At 46.4% G+C, this 18,861-nt stretch carries 12 protein-coding genes; 5 read left to right on the forward strand and 7 right to left on the reverse strand.

Going from position 1 to position 18,861, the window contains the following annotated elements:
- Nucleotides 1-152: 152 nt before the first annotated feature.
- From MKX75_RS28615 to MKX75_RS28625, 3 genes are all read right to left on the reverse strand, one after another.
- Nucleotides 153-1,535, reverse strand: coding sequence for a hypothetical protein (locus MKX75_RS28615; RefSeq protein ID WP_062836623.1), 1,383 nt, complete (start codon nt 1,533-1,535; stop codon nt 153-155).
- Nucleotides 1,536-1,808: 273 nt separating this feature from the next.
- Nucleotides 1,809-2,726 carry an aldo/keto reductase family oxidoreductase gene (locus MKX75_RS28620; RefSeq protein WP_339167766.1) on the reverse strand — a complete coding sequence of 306 codons (918 nt, stop codon included), beginning with the start codon at nt 2,724-2,726 and terminating at the stop codon, nt 1,809-1,811.
- A 147-nt stretch (nt 2,727-2,873) separates the two neighbouring features.
- Nucleotides 2,874-3,764 (reverse strand): diacylglycerol kinase family protein, encoded by an 891-nt coding sequence (locus tag MKX75_RS28625; RefSeq protein WP_076332133.1) that lies wholly within the window; start codon nt 3,762-3,764, stop codon nt 2,874-2,876.
- Nucleotides 3,765-4,118: 354 nt separating this feature from the next.
- On the opposite strand from MKX75_RS28625, the gene MKX75_RS28630 reads away from it, so the two are divergent.
- The gene (locus tag MKX75_RS28630; protein WP_339167768.1) at nt 4,119-5,636 is read left to right on the forward strand and encodes a leucine-rich repeat domain-containing protein; all 1,518 of its coding nucleotides are present in this window, start codon (nt 4,119-4,121) and stop codon (nt 5,634-5,636) included.
- A gap of 273 nt (nt 5,637-5,909) precedes the next feature.
- A complete protein-coding gene (locus MKX75_RS28635; protein ID WP_339167770.1) occupies nt 5,910-7,250 on the forward strand; it encodes a glycoside hydrolase family 30 protein in 1,341 nt (446 codons plus the stop codon).
- Nucleotides 7,251-7,789: 539 nt separating this feature from the next.
- Here the strand turns inward: MKX75_RS28635 and MKX75_RS28640 are convergent.
- Nucleotides 7,790-8,752: an endo-1,4-beta-xylanase gene (locus MKX75_RS28640; protein WP_145150600.1), complete on the reverse strand. Its 963-nt coding sequence runs from the start codon at nt 8,750-8,752 to the stop codon at nt 7,790-7,792.
- Nucleotides 8,753-9,004: 252 nt separating this feature from the next.
- Between MKX75_RS28640 and MKX75_RS28645 the strand changes: the two genes are divergently transcribed.
- Nucleotides 9,005-11,293, forward strand: coding sequence for a 5'-nucleotidase C-terminal domain-containing protein (locus tag MKX75_RS28645; protein WP_339167773.1), 2,289 nt, complete (start codon nt 9,005-9,007; stop codon nt 11,291-11,293).
- 92 nt (nt 11,294-11,385) lie between these two features.
- Here MKX75_RS28645 and MKX75_RS28650 read toward each other — a convergent pair whose 3' ends face one another.
- Complete coding sequence (locus tag MKX75_RS28650; protein WP_339167774.1) at nt 11,386-12,324, reverse strand: macrolide 2'-phosphotransferase; 939 nt, start codon at nt 12,322-12,324, stop codon at nt 11,386-11,388.
- A 617-nt stretch (nt 12,325-12,941) separates the two neighbouring features.
- Here MKX75_RS28650 and MKX75_RS28655 point away from each other — a divergent pair.
- Nucleotides 12,942-14,387 (forward strand): DEAD/DEAH box helicase, encoded by a 1,446-nt coding sequence (locus MKX75_RS28655; RefSeq protein ID WP_076332142.1) that lies wholly within the window; start codon nt 12,942-12,944, stop codon nt 14,385-14,387.
- A 265-nt stretch (nt 14,388-14,652) separates the two neighbouring features.
- On the opposite strand, the gene MKX75_RS28660 is transcribed toward MKX75_RS28655, so the two are convergent.
- The gene (locus MKX75_RS28660; RefSeq protein ID WP_062836614.1) at nt 14,653-14,892 is read right to left on the reverse strand and encodes a hypothetical protein; all 240 of its coding nucleotides are present in this window, start codon (nt 14,890-14,892) and stop codon (nt 14,653-14,655) included.
- Between the two features lie 390 nt (nt 14,893-15,282).
- On the reverse strand, nt 15,283-16,695 hold the full coding sequence (locus MKX75_RS28665) for a DKNYY domain-containing protein (RefSeq protein ID WP_076332143.1): 1,413 nt from the start codon (nt 16,693-16,695) through the stop codon (nt 15,283-15,285).
- Between the two features lie 296 nt (nt 16,696-16,991).
- On the opposite strand from MKX75_RS28665, the gene MKX75_RS28670 reads away from it, so the two are divergent.
- The gene (locus MKX75_RS28670) at nt 16,992-18,860 is read left to right on the forward strand and encodes an AbfB domain-containing protein (protein WP_145150618.1); all 1,869 of its coding nucleotides are present in this window, start codon (nt 16,992-16,994) and stop codon (nt 18,858-18,860) included.
- The last annotated feature ends 1 nt before the right edge of the window (nt 18,861 follow it).

The raw sequence follows: 18,861 nt of genomic DNA on the forward strand, positions 1-18,861 counted from the left end.
CAAAAAAGAACGCCTCTGAAATAAATCAGAAGCGTCCATTGGTTCAGGCTTATGTCCCCAAACCGTGATCATTCGTTCGGTAGATTGAAGGGTCTGGACTTCCCACAGTCGGAGCAGGTCCAGTAACAGGGGCTACGATGCTCACCACTATACTACATGTAACTATCAGCAAAGCCAGCTTTCTCTTCATTGAGTTTCTGCACCTCACCAATCAAGATTTTGTACTGCTTTATAGCTGTGTCAGACGCATAGTCCCTATATTGTTCAAACAATCCGACACCTCTAAGCATACCTCGTCCATCGCTAATTTCAATAGAAAATCTCAAGCTATGGAGGACAAAATCTAATCCCTCTGCAAACCTGTCTTTTTTAAGATAATATGTTCCTAATCCGGCCAAAAGACGAACATATCGATCATCGGTAACCTGCTTGCTTACTTTCCCAATCCGATTGCTCTGTTCCTGATAAGTGAAGTAAGACTCATACTGCTCAAGTACATGATCAATATTCATATCATAGCGGTTAGCCGCCGTTACAATATCACATAGCGCTGGGAAAATCTCATTTTCCTTCGTCGAGATATAGACCAGATAATCAGGTAATACCTCAAACTGTCCGGCCATTAATTGATATATATAACGGTTACCCTCAGCCCATTCCTGAAATTGATGAATGACCACTTTTTCCTCAGGTTCAGGTTCTTTCACCCAACTGTAATCGGTGTACAATGCAACATACTTCAATGCCATTTCATAGTTGTTCAAGTGGAAATGGGCACTTCCCGATGCTAAGTAAGCATACATAATATAAAAAACGATAGGTCGTTTAGTCTCTTCTTGTTTCCTTCGGCCATTCATCTCATAATGGATGGTTGCTTTCACTTTCAGCTTTTCAGATAGCTCCTGAACTTTGCTCCATCTGTGGAGTGATGCAAAAGCATTAATCAGTTCATTAAGCGCATCCAACTGGTAGCGTTCATCCAACCGATCCACATAGTATTCAAACCGGGCAGCGATAATCAGATTCCGTTGCTGATCATTCGTCAGTCCCAACCTGAACAGTCGATATTGACAGAGTGCAAGCCGCTCGGAATGTTGCATTTTCTCACTTTCGGCGATGTTTTCATATAGAAGAATAGCCGGTTTGAATTTACCCGCTTGGTAGAATTCTTCAGCCACTTCAAATAACAAAGGAATATAGGATAGATTATCCATCATCAGACGAATAACCTCTTCAATACAGTTTAACTTGTCCAACTCGGCACAGCGTTGAAGGAAGGGCCCCAGTCTTCGCCAGTCCGGTGTTGCGTGCACGAAACACTCATCTATGTATAACTCATAGAAGTAACCCTCTTCCAATCTCATGGCAGAAGTAATACGATCCAACTGCTGCATGGCAATAGGCCGATTTTTATTCAAAATATTGCTCAGCGTACCCGAATTAATCCCTGACGTCTCTGAAAAATGACTAATGGACATCTGTTCACGCTTCAGATAACTTTCCAAATGATCGCGTATCGTGGTTGTCGGCTCCAAACGAACACCACCCTCCAAAATAAAAACCATAAACAGGATTATCGGTATGCAAAAGTAATTATATGTAATTAGAAAGTAGCGGTCAATATAATAAATTCAACTAATTTGTATTACTACCATTTTAATCCTTTAATTATAACAAAGTTATCTATCCTTATTTTATATCGGAAACTCGCCTGACATCAAACCTGAAAACAGACAAAAAACACGAGCCATCTACGGGCTCGTGTTCTCAACTGACTCAGTAGTCAGTATGCTCACTATAACTTGGATTTAAGGCAGGATATTGCCTGCCGCACGATAAATTTCATACCACTCTGGACGAGTGAGATGAACATCTCCCGCTTTCACACAGTCTTGCAGACGCTCAATATTCATTGTGCCTGTCACTGGCTGCATTTGTGCAGGGTGACGAAGCAACCACGCGATTGCAATCGTCGTATTGCTCACGTCATACTTCGCAGCGATGTCGTCGATCTTCGCATTCAATTCCGGGAACTTGTCGCTACCCAGGAATACACCTTCGAAGAATCCGTACTGGAACGGAGACCATGGCTGAATCGTGATATCATGCAGACGACAATAATCAAGGATACTGCCGTCACGGTTAACCGCAGCGTCATTCTCCATGTTCACGTTGATTCCACTGTCAATCATTGTGGTATTGGTAATACTCATCTGCAACTGGTTGGCTACCAGTGGCTGTTTCACGTATTTTTTCAACAATTCGATCTGGTTCGGATTCTGGTTGGACACCCCGAAGTGACGCACTTTGCCTTCACGCTCCAATTGATCAAAGGCTTCCGCCACTTCCTCAGGCTCAACCAAAGCATCTGGACGGTGCAGAAGCAGAACGTCAAGATATTCGGTTTTCAGACGTTGCAGGATACCATCCACCGAATTAAGGATGTGCTCTTTGGAGAAATCAAACATGCCTTTGCGGATACCGCATTTGGATTGAAGAATCATATTTTCACGAACTTGGGGATTCATCTGCACCGCTTCGGCGAAGATCTCCTCACATGTTCCTGTACCATAAATGTCGGCATGATCAAAGAAATTCGCGCCAACCTCCATTGCAGAACGAACAAAATGTTCGGCTTCCTTGCCGTCTAGTGAATTAATCCGCATGCAGCCCACGGCCACTACAGGTACTTCTAGTGCGCTGCTGCCCAATTTAATGGTTCTCAAGATGTTTTCCCTCCATATTCGAATATTATCGTGTATCTTACCTTTGATTGTGACACAAATCTGCAATCGGTTTCAATAGATTTATCCTACAATTATATGGAGAAATGATAGGTTCTGAGTCTCAGCCTATCATTACACAGGAGTGAGTTATACGTTTTCCGGTACGATAACCTCAATATGTCTTGGCAGGACAGTGATGTGAATCGGCAGGGCAGGGCCCTCTTCACCATCTACATTGGTGCGTATGGCTTCAGATGAGTGAACACGAACTTCTTTTGCCGTAAAATAATCCACATCCTTATGGTCTTTCAGACTACCAAACAACAGGGAAGTGCCCAGGGTCAGGCTGTTGAACACACTGATGTTACGAACAACAAAACAATGAATCAGACCATCGTCCACCGCAGCATCCGGTGATAACTTCTCGAATCCTCCAACCGAATTGGTCAGTGCCGCCAGAAAAAGAGGAGATTCTCCCTCCCAAATCTGGTCCTCATATTCAACGGTTAGTTGATTGGCTGGTGTATTCACCAGGTCTTTCAAGCCTTCTTTCAGATATGCGAATGATCCCAGCTTCGACTTCTCTTCCGAGGATACGGAGAATAGGGCTTCTGCCAAAGACCCTGCAGCCACCACATTGGCAAACAGGCGATCATTGATTTTCCCCAGGTCCACAATATGAGTCTGATCGGAACGTAACTGCCTAATGGCTTCCTCCGGGTCAAGCGAGATATTCAGCGCACGTGCAAAATCATTCACCGTACCCAGAGGTACGATTCCCAATCGAGGGCGATGTTCCTGATCCATCATGCCGTTAATCGTCTCATGCAGCGTACCATCGCCTCCGATGGAAATGACCAGATCACAGCCGTCCTTACAGGCGTTCAGGCAGTAGTTGGTCGCATCGCCTTCTCCGGCTGTCTCGTTAACAACCACCTCATACTGCTGTGACTCCAGAATTTCTCTGACTTGGGACACATACTGCTCGGCCTCTTCCTTACCTGACGATGGATTGCTAATGATCATGGCTTGGCGCATACTCACATCTTCCCCTCCATATTGGCATCTTTACTTCATCTATACCCGTTTTAAGGGTGGGTTGAATAGGGTCTGTGGGCGATGTGCAATTTTTTTTGATAAAGATGTCTCCGAAGAGTGCAGAGCAGGGTTTGTTTCATATAGAATAGAAGTAGAAGAAATACCTATTTACGAAATCTCTTGTTCCTTTTTCCCGTTGACGGGTTAATAACTATAGATGTGCTTTTAGCGGAACCTGTATATGTTAAACTGTTCCATTTACACTGAACACTCCGGGAGCAGAACAACCTTACGATTACGACTGTTCGGAGTATTTTATATTTTATATCAACGGAATCGGAGGGAATGCATGCAATGAGAAGAATGACTCTACTATTTCTAGTATTCATCCTGAGTCTCGGGGCATCGGGGCAAGCAATGGCTTACACGACTACGGACTTGGGCGAGGGAATCATTGAAGATCCTCTACTTGAAGACGGACTGAAGCTAATCCTGAACAAACCTCTGGATGTTCCACTGACTTCATCTGATCTGGAGCAGCTTGAAGTGGTAGATCTGAGCAATGCAGGTATTCAAAGCCTGTCGGGTCTGGAATATGCAACCAACCTGACTCACCTCCGATTATACGGAAATGAGATTGAGGATCTCACACCGCTGGAGCACCTGACCCAGCTTCGCGAGATCGATGTTCGCAACAATTATATTACATCCATACACGCACTTGCTGAATTGAAAGACTTGGGACGGCTGTATATCAGCAACAATTCCATTTCTTCCATAGAGGTTGTACGTGGGTTCACCCGATTACATACGTTCCACGCGAGTGGTAACCAGATTGCCAGTCTTGCGGCCCTCACGGATGCGGATGCACTGAAGTGGCTTGAGATCTCAAACAATACAATTAGCGATCTGACACCGCTCATGAGTAAAAAGCGGCTCCAACAACTCAATGTGGCGAATAACCAGATTCAGACGCTGGATGTACTGGCTGAACTGCCAAATACGCTTCGGAATCTGAATGTGGCAGGCAACCAAATCACGGATCTGACACCACTGGAGCACATGACACGGCTGCGGACACTTGATATATCCGGTAACCAAGTACAGTCCCTCAAGGGGCTTGAGGGACTGACTGGGCTAACGGAGCTGAATGCAGAATCCAATCAGATCTACGATCTGGAACCTTTACGTGAGCATTCCAATCTGGACGTATTGAAATTATCCAACAACCGGGTATGGGATTTGACACCGATTGAGGGTTTTACGTTTACCCGCGATCAGTCAGCGACGAATGCTATACAGGATATCTCGGCGTCCACCTCGTTATCATCCGGTATTCAGACGTCTATCTCCGAAGTTGAGCCTGCTGGACTCACGGTGCAGAACAACTATCTGGATGTCGCGAGCGGCAGTCATACGATGCAGCTTCTGAACCGGATGAATGTGCGGGAGCAGAAACGAACGCCGCAGGGCAGCTTTCAGCGTCTGATTGAAGGGTCCACCACCGCCTATGTAGGTGATCGTGCGTACGCACTGGATGCTGCACCTTTTATCGATGAAGGCCGGACCTATGTGCCTCTGCGCTTTGTCTCGGAGCAGTTAAACGCCAGTGTGAACTGGAACAGCGGTACGCGAGAAGCCGTGATCACACAGAATGACAAGACCATCCGTTGGAGCGTGGGCAATAAACAAGTCGTCGTGAATGATGCGCTTGCGATCCATGATGCTCCTCTCTTGATGAAAAATGGCAAAGCATTTGTACCGGTTCGCTTTATTTCGGAGCAATTCAATACCTCTGTTGGTTACATCGGAAGCAGTAAAACGATTCTGGTTTTTGAAAATAAACAGCTTGGTGAAAGTGTACAGCCATAAGAAAAATACAGCGAAAGTCCCCGTCTGAACAATCAGCGGGGATTTTCGTTGCGCTATGACAGTTGTGCTACGACATTGGATAATGGTATATGGGTTGCGGCAATCACAAGCGATTACATTATATGATCTGTCTGTACGGACATGAACTCGTGATACTCCATCTTGGATTAGGGTAAATTTCACGTGGTTTAGCACATCTTCTTTTGCAGTGGGAGTTGTTATACTGAACGTAATATATATGACAACTAAGGTTCACGCGAGGAGGAGATTCGCATGACATTCACGCTCACTGGTTATTCCACAACCCAAGACAACCCGTGGAGAGCGCTATCTTTTGTACCAACAAATGAAAACGCTAACTTAAAGCTCACAGGGGAGCAGCACCAGCTTGTAGAAGGGTTTGGTGGCTGTTTCAACGAGCTTGGTTATATGGCTCTATCCCACTTAAATGAGGACCAACGCCGCGAGGTATTCCATTCTCTCTTCCATCCGGAGGGTGAGCACAAGTTTAACATCTGTCGCCTGCCCATCGGCGCAAGTGATTACGCGGAGCAGTGGTATAGCCACAACGAGGTGGACGGTGACGTGGCCATGGAACATTTTTCGATCGAACGTGATTTCAAATATCTGATTCCTTACATCAAGGAAGCTCTGACTTATAACCCGAACCTGCAATTCTTCGCCTCGCCATGGAGTCCGCCAACGTGGATGAAGTCACCTAAAGCCTATAACTATGGCACGCTTCGTTGGGAGAAAGATATTCTGGAGGCCTACGCCCTGTATTTCGTAAAATTTGTACAGGCTTACCGTGAAGCAGGCATAACCATCCATCAGGTACATGTGCAGAACGAAGTGATTGCAGATCAGAAATTCCCTTCTTGCATGTGGACAGGTGAGCAACTCCGTGAGTTCATCGCCGATTATCTGGGCCCGGCTTTTGACAAACACGGTCTGGATACGGAAATCTGGCTGGGAACGATCAACGCCCCTGATCCATGGGAAGAATTGATCAAGAAAAAAACAAACGACTTCGACGAGTACGCCGGGCTTGTCCTGAGTGATCCCAAGGCCTATTCCTATATCAAAGGTGTTGGATATCAATGGGCAGGCAAAAATGCCATTCAACGTACCTCAGCAAGTTATCCAGAGCTTCGTTATATGCAGACCGAGAATGAATGCGGCGATGGCAACAACTCATGGAACTACGCCAAATATGTATATAACCTCTACCAGCATTACTTCAGCAACGGAGTGAACGCGTATATCTACTGGAACATGGTTCTGGAACCGAAAGGCCGCAGTACATGGGGCTGGGAGCAGAACTCCATGATTACGATAGATCCGGACACGACGGAGGTTACTCGGAACCCCGAGTATTATGTGATGAAGCACTTCGCACATCATATTGTTCCTGGTGCTCGAAGAGTCGGCCTGTCTGGCGCCTGGAGCGGTAAATCCGTCGCTTTCCGCAACCCGGATAACAGTCTTGTGATTGTCATCAACAATCCATTCCAGGACCGTCGTGACCTATATCTAACGCTTGAAGAAGGACAGACCCTTCACATTGGGCTGGAAGCCGATTCGTTCAACAGCATGGTTATTCAACCGAAATAATAACTCTACACATCGTTAAAAACGCGGACATCACAAGCGTCAGGCTCAGGAATTCCTTGGGCCGGCGCTATTTTTCATGAGCCAGATCATGCTTATTTGTCACCATTATTACTCCTGTAGAACACAAGTCGAAGACGACTTAAAGATAAGACGTTTCACCTTTTATATTTACAAAACTATAAATCTAGATTCAATAAGCCGTGAAGGAAAAGATCTCCTATGGCAAGCAGCTCGGTATTCTGCGCAGACTTGGGAATACATCAATTGATCTGGAGCGGAATGATATTTGCGCTGATTGCTTTGGTCTTGATTTGGGTTAAAATCAAATGCTTCAACCACGCTCGGTTGCTTAGAGACTAAGGCTCACATACGTATTGCACAACCCCTACACTCCATTAATTATTGAACGTAACCAAACAACACAGCCGCACACAAATAGCGCCATGTTCCCATACTAATCATGCGGAACAGGCACTATTTGGTGTTATATAATAGTCATCGGAATCACAAGGGAAGCTCAGATTCGTGCAAACGCAGGCTTAAGGATTGTTCGCCAGGTAGTTTCTCAGCCATTGCAGAGCAGGACGCTCCGTACCGTTGCTATTGACCAGATGGGAGCCGCTCACCCAGGTTTGGTTCTGGTTGAAGCCCCACAGCGTTACACCTTTTACAGCTGAATGTTTCCACAGTACAGGAAATTTCTGCTGATAACGCTGCAATTGTGTATTATCATCACCCGTCATATCCAGCTCAGATACATAGATCGGCAACCCTGTCGCTGCTAGCTTGTTCAGTACCGTATTCATCGTGCTCACAGAGACGTTGTCCATATTGAAGTAATGCGCTTGGATACCAATACCATCAACTAGACCTCTGTTTTTCAAAAGGTTGATAATCTGGATATATTGGTCAGCTTTAGCTGGATCACCGATAATACCATATTCATTAATTAACAATTTGGAGTTAGGGAAGGCTTGTCTCGCCTGTTGGAATGACCAGATCACCCAATCCCAACCCGTTACCCCATCTCCACCAATGGCATTACGATAGGATGGTTTCGCATGCAGAGGTTCATTGACGACATCCACAAATGCTGCCTTGGAATACCGCTGTCCTGCGGCTTTAATCCATTGTGTCACTTCAGCTTTCTGGTCTGCAGCTGAGAGACCGTTAATCCATGTTGGCTGCTGATTTCCCCATACGAGCGTATGGAATTTGAACGGAAATCCATTGTTGTTAGCGTAATTGTACGCCATGTCTGCCTGCGACCAATTCATCACGTTGCGTGTGCCTTCCACAGCATCCCATTTGGTTGAATTCTCCGGGGTCACTTGATTCCAGTAAGGACTGAAATTAGAGGGTACACTACTTGCGATAATGTTCCCCAGAAATTTGCTACCTTTGGCTAAACCTGCACTTACACTACCAACCGCAACAGAAGCAGCGAGAATCCCTACCAATGCCAATGAGCCAACTGTCTTGAACCATTTGGACTTGATCAATTTATGTCCTCCTTCGTTTCAAATATTTTGTTAAGCGCTTACAATTACCATTTTAATGGATAATTGCAACTTTAAAAACCTGACAAATTATAGTACTTTACACCAATAATAGAGATCGATATTATATTTCCATCCATTTATCTGCTCAAATCCTACATGATTGTTACATTGGAGTTTACATTCCCCAAATGTTTATCTAGTATGAAATGATACATATCTTTACACACACTAGATAACAAGGGAGATTACAACATGCGCAAAATTTCAATGAAACGTTTCGCCGGATGGCCTTTATCGTTCCTCTTATGTGCCTCCATTTTGTTCGCCCCTTTTGCTTCCACTCCGGTTCAGGCTGCTGAGGCAGACAGGGAAACCAAGATCACGTTGCTGGGTACATCGGATATTCATGGCCGATTCATGCCGTGGGACTATGCTCTGGACGGTCCAAACCCAACCGGAAGCATGACACAGCTCTACACCATTGTAAAAAAAGTGCGTGCGGAGAATCCCAATACGATCCTGCTGGATGCAGGAGACATGATTCAGGATAACTCGGCTGAGTTATTCAATGATCAACCTCAATCTCCCATGATGGTTGCAATGAACGAAATGAAATATGACGCATGGGTTATGGGTAACCATGAGTTTAACTTTGGACTGGACGTACTGGAGAAGATCTCTTCCCAATTCAATGGACAGCCTCTCGTGGGTAACATTTTCAAAGAAAACGGCGACCGCTACATGCCTGCCTATACGATTATTGAGAAAGACGGAATCAAAGTGGGGGTCATCGGAATGAACACACCTATGATTACCGAGTTTGAGAAAGGTACGGATCACCTGGACGGTATCATCGTCAAAGACCCTGTGGAAGAGACCAAGAAGGCCATTGCTGAGCTGAAAGGCAAAGTCGATGTCATGGTTGGACTTATGCATATGGGATTGGATAACGAGAACGGGAACCCGGGAACCGGAGTCACGGATATCGCCAATGCCAACCCAGAGCTGGCTGCCATTTTTGCCGGACACATGCATACCTTAATTGAATCCCAAACGGTTAACGGCGTATTGATCTCCGAACCGAATAAATATGGCTCACATATTTCACGAATCGATCTGACATTTGAAAAAGACGGCGACAAAGTCGTGCTAAAAAGCAAAGAAGCTCAAGCACTCGCTGTAAAAGCCGCTGACGGAACGTATGAAGTCTCCGATCCTGCGCTGGAAGAGACCTTACATCCATTCCACGAGTTCGCTCGTGCCGATGCCAACATCGAAGTGGCTGAACTGAAAGGAACCAACCTGGTCCCTGCTGATGAGATTAAGGGTATCCCTGCGGTGCAGATCCAGGAAACACCTTTGTCTGATTTTTTCACCGAAGTGATGTTGCATTACAGTGATGCCGACGTGGTCGCGCACCAGATTGATAACGACAAAGCCAGGCTGGATGTAGGCCCAATCAAGAAAAAGGATATTGCATTCAACTACCAATACACCTTTGGTGAAGTGACCGTATATGAAGTAACCGGACGCGATCTGATGGATTATATGGAGTGGTCTGCGGGTTACTTCAACTCCACACGCCCGGGTGATGTGACGATCAGTTTTGATCCGAAACGACGTGCCTCCAAATACAGCACCGATGATTTCTTCGGTGGCGTGACGTATGAGATTGACCTGACCAAGCCATACGGCAGTCGGATTACGAATCTCAAGTACAGCAATGGATCAGTTGTCAAAGAAGACGATACGCTGAAGCTAGGTATGAATGCGTACCGGATGGAAGCCCTGATTGCCAAAGGCGGCGCCATGGAAGGTCGTAAGTTCAAGCAGCTCTGGTCCTCCAAGGACGCTTCGGCATTTGGTGAGATTCAAGGTACAATTCGCAACCTGTCCATCGCTTATTTGAAAGATGTCATGAAGGGTGTCTACGAACCGAAGATTCAGCACAACTGGAAAATCACCGGCGTAGACCTGACTGCACCAGAACGTGCAGATGTGGTGGAGTTAATTAACGATGGCATCATGTCTGTGCCAACAACAGAAGATGGCAAGTACACCAACATTGCCTCCATTAACATTTTGGATACAGTGACTCAAGAAGAGATTGATACGCTAACTGCCAAAGCAGGTGTGAATGCAGCACAATTCGCAGGCGTGAAAACCAAGGGAGCGTTCTATCAACAGCTGAACAAAGCTCGCAAAACAGTAGGCAGTGGTGAGGAAGAAACTACACCCGAGAAGCCTACGACACCAACAGTGCCAAAACCAACACCGACTCCAGGCACGTCGAAACCTGGTAAACCATCAACACCAAGCACTGGTAAACCAGGAACTGTCACCAAAGGCAAACAAGCCAAGGTTACTGCGGCTTACCTGAACGTACGTGCTGGCGCTTCATCCAAAGCCAAGGTTGTTGCTGCCGTGCCAAAAGGTACCCTGCTTGAGGTAATCAGTACAGACAAGTATGGTTGGGTAAAAGTGAAGCTGAATGGACGTGTAGCATTCGTATACGGGAAATATATAAGTATTCTGAAATAGATACAATCGTTACGCATTACGCTTCATGAAAAAGAAAAAGGGCGATTCTCCCATGGAACTCATGGTTGGGATCGCCCTTTGCTATGTTAAGCTCAACCTCTCTTCACATCCCAATTTGCAAGCATACCTCTCGCCATCTCCATGTCCGACTCCTTCCCTGTAATTAGCGCAAACTTGGCAACAATCGCAGGATAGGCTGCCCACTGCTCCCGAATATGCTCCAGCATCTGGGGCCATGTCCTTCCCCCTGCCTTCTCATAGCGTCTCAACAGCTCACGCAGCCCATCCTCCTGAAAGAGTGCATAGTAGATGACGAAGTCCTTACCCGGATCTGCAATCTCCGCTTCCGTCCAATCAATAAGTCCAGTTACTCGCTGGGCATCATCGACAATAATATGCGGCGGATGCAGATCACCATGGATGAACGCCGAGTGCTGTGGCCAATAGCTATTTATAGAAAGCCATACCGTCCACCGTTCAACTAGCCTGGTTGGTACCGTAAAGTTCTGCTTAATCTCCTCTATATTGGCTGCAAATTCTTTGCGAGCTTCCATAGGTGTCTTAATCCGCACTCCACCTTTCTTCGCCTTGTCGGGATCGATGTTATGCAACGTGGCGAGAGTCGTAGCCAGGGAATCGAGAAACGTATCAGATAAACTTTCCTGGGGGAATTGCCACACATAACCTCCCCCTGCAGGATCGACAACTGCGATCGGATCACCTTCAAGTAAAGGATAAGCGATCAACTCCGGCGTGCAGATCCGCCAATCTGGTACTTGTGCGGGTATACTGCCTCGGATCACATCCAGCACCTTGCGCTCATTCTCGGCTCGCTCCCATACGTCTTCGCGTCGCGGCTGACGCAGAACCCATCTGCGGCCTTCTTCATCCGTGGCGAATGCTACACGAAAATCCATACCCGACTCGTTGATCTCCAAGGATTCCTCAACGATAAGAAGTCCGTTCTGTTTTGCTAAAGATAATAGTTCCTTTTGAATTGCTAAATACTCATTCGAGTTTGATTTTGTCATATCAGGTACTCCCCTTTTCCTGGATAAAATAAAAAACACAGACATGTTCGCCTGTGCAGTTCATTTCGGATGTTGGCATACCTGAATGCTCACAAAAAATAGTAGTACATCAAAGAACCACTTAAAAAAGTGATTCATTCATGACTAGCGGCATACGTGTAAAATGGCAAACCCATCCCGATGAACTGCACACAGGCAGAAAACAGCAAGCGTAAACAAACGTTTCGCCACACTATCTCAATCGGGAAAAATTTTGCACACGTATCCCTCCGTTCAGTAAGTTATCCATATGCTAACATATTCCAAATGCCAGTTCCAGACTGAATGGAATAATTTCGGTCATTTTTTATTGATGTATAGGAACTGAAGATGGTCATTCATGAACTTAAAGCAAAATGAGCTGATACATTTCGTTTCACGTGGAACGTTATGATACACATACGAATAGCAACGAATGTTGCTCCCTCAAATCAGAAATGATGAAAACAATTTAAACACTTGAAGCATTTACTCCGTTAGCCTGCCTGCATATAGAGTATAATGAAGAGGTATACGATAAATGTACGGTGCAATGCTTGTATGTAGAGTATTCAAAACTAACGCAAAAGAGGTAAACGATGAGCGAGCAACAATTTAAAGATTATGGACTTGGTGAAGAGATCGTAAAAGCACTGGATAGTCTGGGCTATGAGACACCAACCGAGGTTCAAACTAAAGTTATTCCGGTAGCACTGGAGAATCAGGATCTTGTGGTTAAATCACAGACAGGCAGTGGTAAAACAGCCGCCTACGGCATTCCGCTCTGCGAGCTGGTGGATTGGAATGAGAATAAGCCACAGGCTTTGATTCTTACCCCAACCCGGGAACTGGCTTTGCAGGTTAACGAAGATATTACGAATATCGGCCGCTTTAAGCGTATTAAAGCAACCGCACTATACGGACAGTCCCCTTTTCACATCCAAAAAGCTGAGTTAAAACAAAGAACACATGTCGCTGTAGGTACACCAGGTCGGGTACTCGATCATATCGAACGCGGCACGCTGCCACTCGAACGGATCGCCTATCTCGTTATTGACGAGGCCGATGAGATGTTGAATATGGGCTTTATCGAGACGGTGCAATCCATCATTCAGAAACTGCCGCAGGAGCGAGTAACGATGCTGTTCTCTGCTACGTTCCCTGAAGATGTAGCCAAGCTGTCACGCAAATACATGAACAACCCGGTAGAGATTGAGATCAAAGCAAGTGGACTGACGACAGCCACCATCGAACATGCTGTGATTCACGTGCCAGAGGTGAACAAAACCGCGCTGCTTCAGGACTTGTTCATTGTGGAAAATCCCGATAGCTGCATCGTGTTCTGCCGTACGCAGGAGAATGTGGATAAACTGTTCCGGGTCATGGCTGACCTTGACTACCCAGCAGATCGTATCCATGGTGGTATGGAGCAGGATGAGCGGATCGAAGTGATGAACGCATTCAGACGGGGACAATTCCGTTATCTGATCGCGACGGATGTAGCCGCACGTGGTATTGATATCACGAATATTACCCATGTCATCAACTACGATATTCCTTTGGAAAAAGAGGGATATGTTCACCGTACAGGCCGTACGGGTCGCGCAGGCAAAACAGGTAAAGCCATTACGTTGATTACACCGAAAGATGGCAGACGTCTGGCTGAGATTGAATCCTATATCGGATTCCAAATCCCTGTCGTGAAAGCCCCTTCCGAAGATGCTGTGGATCGCCGCAGAGAAGATTTTGAGAAGCGATTGAAGATCGTGCCTGAACGCAAAAAGGACAAGCGTGAACAGTTGAACCAACAGATCATGAAGCTGAACTTCAACGGAGGCAAGAAGAAGAAACTTCGTGCTGTTGACTTTGTAGGTACCATTGCCAAGCTCGAAGGAGTAACCGCAGACGACATCGGGATCATTACAATTCTGGACAATGTGACGGATGTAGAGATTCTGAACGGCAAAGGCCCACTCGTATTGGAGCTTATGCAAAGCACAACGATCAAAAAGATGCAGCTCAAGGTTCGCAAAGGCCATAAATAGATTGAGAACTTGCGTAGAATCATAGGGATAAATTCGATTTACTTTCCTATATCTATCGCTATGCCCTCCTATAGCTTTTAAAAAAAGACAAGCAGACCTGATAACATGATGTTATGACAGGTCTGCTTGTTTGGCATGCCAACATCGCCCCTCTCTTCATTCCACCTTCCTCTCGAACCCGTTTGTTCATCTTCTACCTCCAGAGAATATCCATTGCGCTCCACGTAGGTCTTAACACCAAATCTCCACCTGTCTGCTATGAGGGTTATCCTACACCATCACTTTCTAACAAGGAGTAAAAATTATCGCGGTCTTCATCATCGAATTTGCCAAGCGCCCGTACCCTAATAAATTCATGTCCACCAAACATGTCGATTTCCTCGCCGCAATTATTGTAGAGTGCGATCATATGTCCATCCCGATTCAGCTCCATATACCCGTAACAAGTTGCCTCTGGTGCTTCGCCGTTTAAGAGTAAAAATCTGATTTTATCCACGCTGTTCATGCAGATCTCCTTTCCTTATTTCTTATTAATGTTAAGAATATTTTACGTAACACCAGATGAATTGGAAAAAGCGATTTCACCCTGCATACCGGGATATACATTCCTATTTAGCAAGCATGAGGGGGGAACACTCGCTAAATCGTTCATTCTCACATTATCTCTTGACGTGATGCGATTTTGGGATTATTATAACGTGCCGGTTTATCAACAAGATAAATCAAGTAAAAGGCTGACTTTTCGAGTGTGTTGGCACCGAATCATCAGCCTGGATAAAGTATGACATGATGCTAGACTAAGATCTCCGTGTAGGAGAGCTTGTTCGTTTCACCTTCGAGATGGTACTAGTGGCTGTACCACAAGTAAAAGCATTTTCTATAAAGACTGGGGTTTTCACCTCTTCTTTTTCCGCACTGTACCGCCTTCCACCGTATACCGGAATAGCGCATCTTCGGCACCCCCGATATCATCCGTAACCTGAAACGTCGCTGCATCTCCAGACTTATATACACTTCCCGTCACAAAGCTGAACACCACATGCTCATCTTTGCCCCAATATGGATTCAGCATGACAAATGTACTGCCGTTAACACCCTTTATTGTGCGTTTGCCATTGGCATTATACAGACCATTCTGGTCCATTGCCCAACTCTGGGGATCGGCATCGAATAGATGTGTAAAGCTAGCTTGATCAATATGTTTATTCGGTTTACCCCATAGATACACTCGATCAGCATCCACTGCCCAGCTCCCAGAAGGTGTTATTAACTCAAACGTTGCTGCGTCTGCCCCCTTAATGATCTGAAGCACGTCGTCAGGATGTCCGAAAGGCTGACTTGTCCGAACAACCTCAGCGCGATACACGTGGTGTTGATCCTTCGAAAGTCCAAGATGCTCCGTCCCGGCAAACACTTCAAACTGCCGGGCATCTGCCTCGCCGACACGATATCCGTTGTAATACACATGATTGCCATCACGACCGAAAGGTCCACCTAGCGGTTGGAACGTATCCGGGTCTGCTCCTTTTACAGTACGCCACTGAAAATAAACCCGTTGCTGGTCCCGTGCAAACTGCTCATCCAGTGCTTCAAAGGTAGATCTGTCGGCTCCACGGACAAGGTTGAATACCGCTTTTGCCTCCCGACGATACGTACCGCCCCACTCGGTTCTATAAAAAATAGACGACGCGGTCTCAACCCAATTGCCTCTGAGCTGCGTAGCGCCCTCTGCACTGTGGGCATAATGCGCATGCCACCAGCCAGGTACGTCGGGATGATGTTCTTGCAGCCATGCCCTCACCTCATCCTTTTCCCCATTCGCATAGCGAAGAGAACTGGACATATGGAACAAATGGTCCTTGTCGGTGCAATAGTCGTGATGAGCAATCACAGCATTCGTATCGATATCCTCAAATAGATGAAAATGCGTACTGCTCTTTACATATAAATAACGTTGGTCCTGAGCAAAGTAGGGCGTATCCGGCAATAGCCGAAAGCTGTTCGGATCAGAGTCAGGCACGGCCTGATCTTCCAGATATACGTACTGAGAGTCGCAGCAGTAATCTTCATCAATCACACGAAAAGCTTCCGTATCCCGACTGAACAAACTCGCCTTGTTCTTTCGAGCATTGAACCACCATATTCCCTGACAATCACGCAGATAGGCAAAGGTCAGCCATCCTTTTGTATACGTAGAGATGACTTCAAAATCCTGAGCAGTAATACCTCCCTTAATGGGAGTGGTCGCTCCCTCTTCTTCATTTTGCAATATCACCTGAAGGTCTTCATCTACAATAAACTTGTTCATGACGGTTCACCCTCCAACCCTGTTGTAAAATCAGTCTCTCCTCATTTTAGCGCGTGTTCCTGATTCTCTCCACATCATCGCACATGATATTTCAGCACAATTCCTCCGCTCTCACCGCTCAGCCCCGTTGAAATGCCGGTTTGTTCAGCAATGGATGGATTGTTCACTTGAAAAAGTGTATGGCACAACTAAAATATAAATGAAAGAATCAATTTCATACTCCCTTTACTTAGTGCGTTATGAAATTGATTTGAGAACGCTATATTTAAGCTAATATCTCTCGGGAGGTGTATGTAATGGGTAACAGGAAAGCGGTTTGGTTTCTGGTCTTCGCACTCACGTTCACCCTGTTTGGACTTCATCCTGAACGGACAAGCGCAGCAAGTGTCACGATAACCAACGGCACCGATTGGCTCGACACGGCAGGCAACCCCATCCATGCGAACAGCGGCAACATTCTGCAGGTAGGCTCGACGTATTATCTGTACGGTGAACATGCAGTGGGTGGCAGGTTCGACAGCGTGAACGTCTACACCTCCACCGATCTGAAGAACTGGACTTTCAGCAATTCCATCCTGACGAAAGATTCCGCAACCGAGCTGGCCTCCAGTAAGATCGAACGCCCCAAAGTCATCTATAACGCCTCCACCAACCAGTATGTGCTCTGGGCACACTATGAGAACGGTACGGACTACAACCTTGGGCGTGTAGCGGTCGCAACAAGCAATACCCCGAATGGCAAATTCACCTATGAGGGCAGCTTCCGCCCACTCAATTATGAATCCCGTGACATGACAGTCTTTGTTGATACAGATGGCACAGGTTATCTGGTTACTGCTTCACGCAAAAATGGCGGTGCCAATGATACGATGGCTATTTTTAAAATGAATGCAAGTTACACCGGAATACAATCCTTCGAGGGCTGGCTGTTCGAGAACGCCTACCGTGAAGCACCTGCTGTTGTGAAAAAAGGAAACCGTTACTATCTCTTCACCTCTCAAGCCGCTGGCTGGTATCCGAATCAGGGCGCTTATGCTACAGCAACTTCTATGACGGGTCCATGGACTGCGCTTACGCCATATGGCAATCCATCTGCCTTCGGTTCGCAGATTCACGATATTGCCACGATTACAGGCAGCAACACCACATCCTACATCTACATGGCAGATCGCTGGAATCCGATGAACCTCGGAGAGCACAAACATATCTGGCTGCCACTAACCTTGAATGATTCGAACGGAACAGCATCACTGGAATGGTATACCACATGGAATATCGATGCAGTAACAGGTGTAGTAACACCGCCTGCTCTCGTCAATCATGCACAAGGTAAAACAGCTACCGCCAGCTCCACAGCCTCCGGTTCGTCTGCATCCAACGTCAATGATGGCAACTACCAGACTTCATGGGTGGCTTCCTCCAATAGCTGGCCTGCCTGGTGGCAGGTGGACTTCGGCGCACCGAAGACGATCACCGAGATCGACACGTCCTGGTTTATGTATAAAGGTTCCGAAGGATACTACAAATACAAAATTGAAATTAGCAACGATGGAGTTAATTACTCCACCTTGGATCGCACCAATAATCTGACCTATGGCTTCACCACGGATGCCGTGCATTTCACTGCCCGTTATGTACGGATCAATATGGTGAACGCCGTCTTGTGGAATAATCCGGGGAACTGGTACACCCCAACCCTGCACGAGGTCAAAATGTTGGGTCCTGCAACACCTGAAGCCACAGGTTACAGCCGGTTCAGTTCACACAACTATCCGGATCGATACATCCGGCATGCCAATTACACCGCTCGCGTGGATGCCAACGTCTCTCCTGTTCTGGATTCACAGTTCCGCGTCGTACCGGGCCTGGCCAGCTCCACGGGAATTTCACTGGAGTCTGTTAACTTCCCAGGCTACTTCTTAAAGCGCAACACCAGCAATAAAATTGTACTTGAAGCTTATGCCGACACCTCCGCCTATAAGGGAGATGCTACGTTCCTAAGCAGTCCAGGTTGGGCTGACAGCACCAAAGTATCCCTTCAATCGTATAGTCAGCCCGGCTATTACATCCGGCATTATGATTACGTGTTACAGCTCGATGCCATCAACGCATCTAGCAGCTCGACGGTGAAAAGTGACGCCACGTTTGGGCGAACCAATTTCTAAG

The organism is Paenibacillus sp. FSL R5-0341, assembly GCF_037975235.1.
Classification (GTDB): domain Bacteria; phylum Bacillota; class Bacilli; order Paenibacillales; family Paenibacillaceae; genus Paenibacillus; species Paenibacillus amylolyticus_A.

What these genes read in the sequence shown, in the direction of transcription:
- MKX75_RS28630 (WP_339167768.1), top strand. Translation starts at nt 4,119, where the DNA reads ATGAGAAGAATGACTCTACTATTTCTAGTATTCATCCTGAGTCTCGGG.
- MKX75_RS28645 (WP_339167773.1), top strand. Translation starts at nt 9,005, where the DNA reads ATGCGCAAAATTTCAATGAAACGTTTCGCCGGATGGCCTTTATCGTTC.
- MKX75_RS28650 (WP_339167774.1), bottom strand. Translation starts at nt 12,324, where the DNA reads ATGACAAAATCAAACTCGAATGAGTATTTAGCAATTCAAAAGGAACTA.
- MKX75_RS28660 (WP_062836614.1), bottom strand. Translation starts at nt 14,892, where the DNA reads ATGAACAGCGTGGATAAAATCAGATTTTTACTCTTAAACGGCGAAGCA.
- MKX75_RS28670 (WP_145150618.1), top strand. Translation starts at nt 16,992, where the DNA reads ATGGGTAACAGGAAAGCGGTTTGGTTTCTGGTCTTCGCACTCACGTTC.
- MKX75_RS28655 (WP_076332142.1), top strand. Translation starts at nt 12,942, where the DNA reads ATGAGCGAGCAACAATTTAAAGATTATGGACTTGGTGAAGAGATCGTA.
- MKX75_RS28635 (WP_339167770.1), top strand. Translation starts at nt 5,910, where the DNA reads ATGACATTCACGCTCACTGGTTATTCCACAACCCAAGACAACCCGTGG.
- MKX75_RS28625 (WP_076332133.1), bottom strand. Translation starts at nt 3,764, where the DNA reads ATGCGCCAAGCCATGATCATTAGCAATCCATCGTCAGGTAAGGAAGAG.
- MKX75_RS28665 (WP_076332143.1), bottom strand. Translation starts at nt 16,695, where the DNA reads ATGAACAAGTTTATTGTAGATGAAGACCTTCAGGTGATATTGCAAAAT.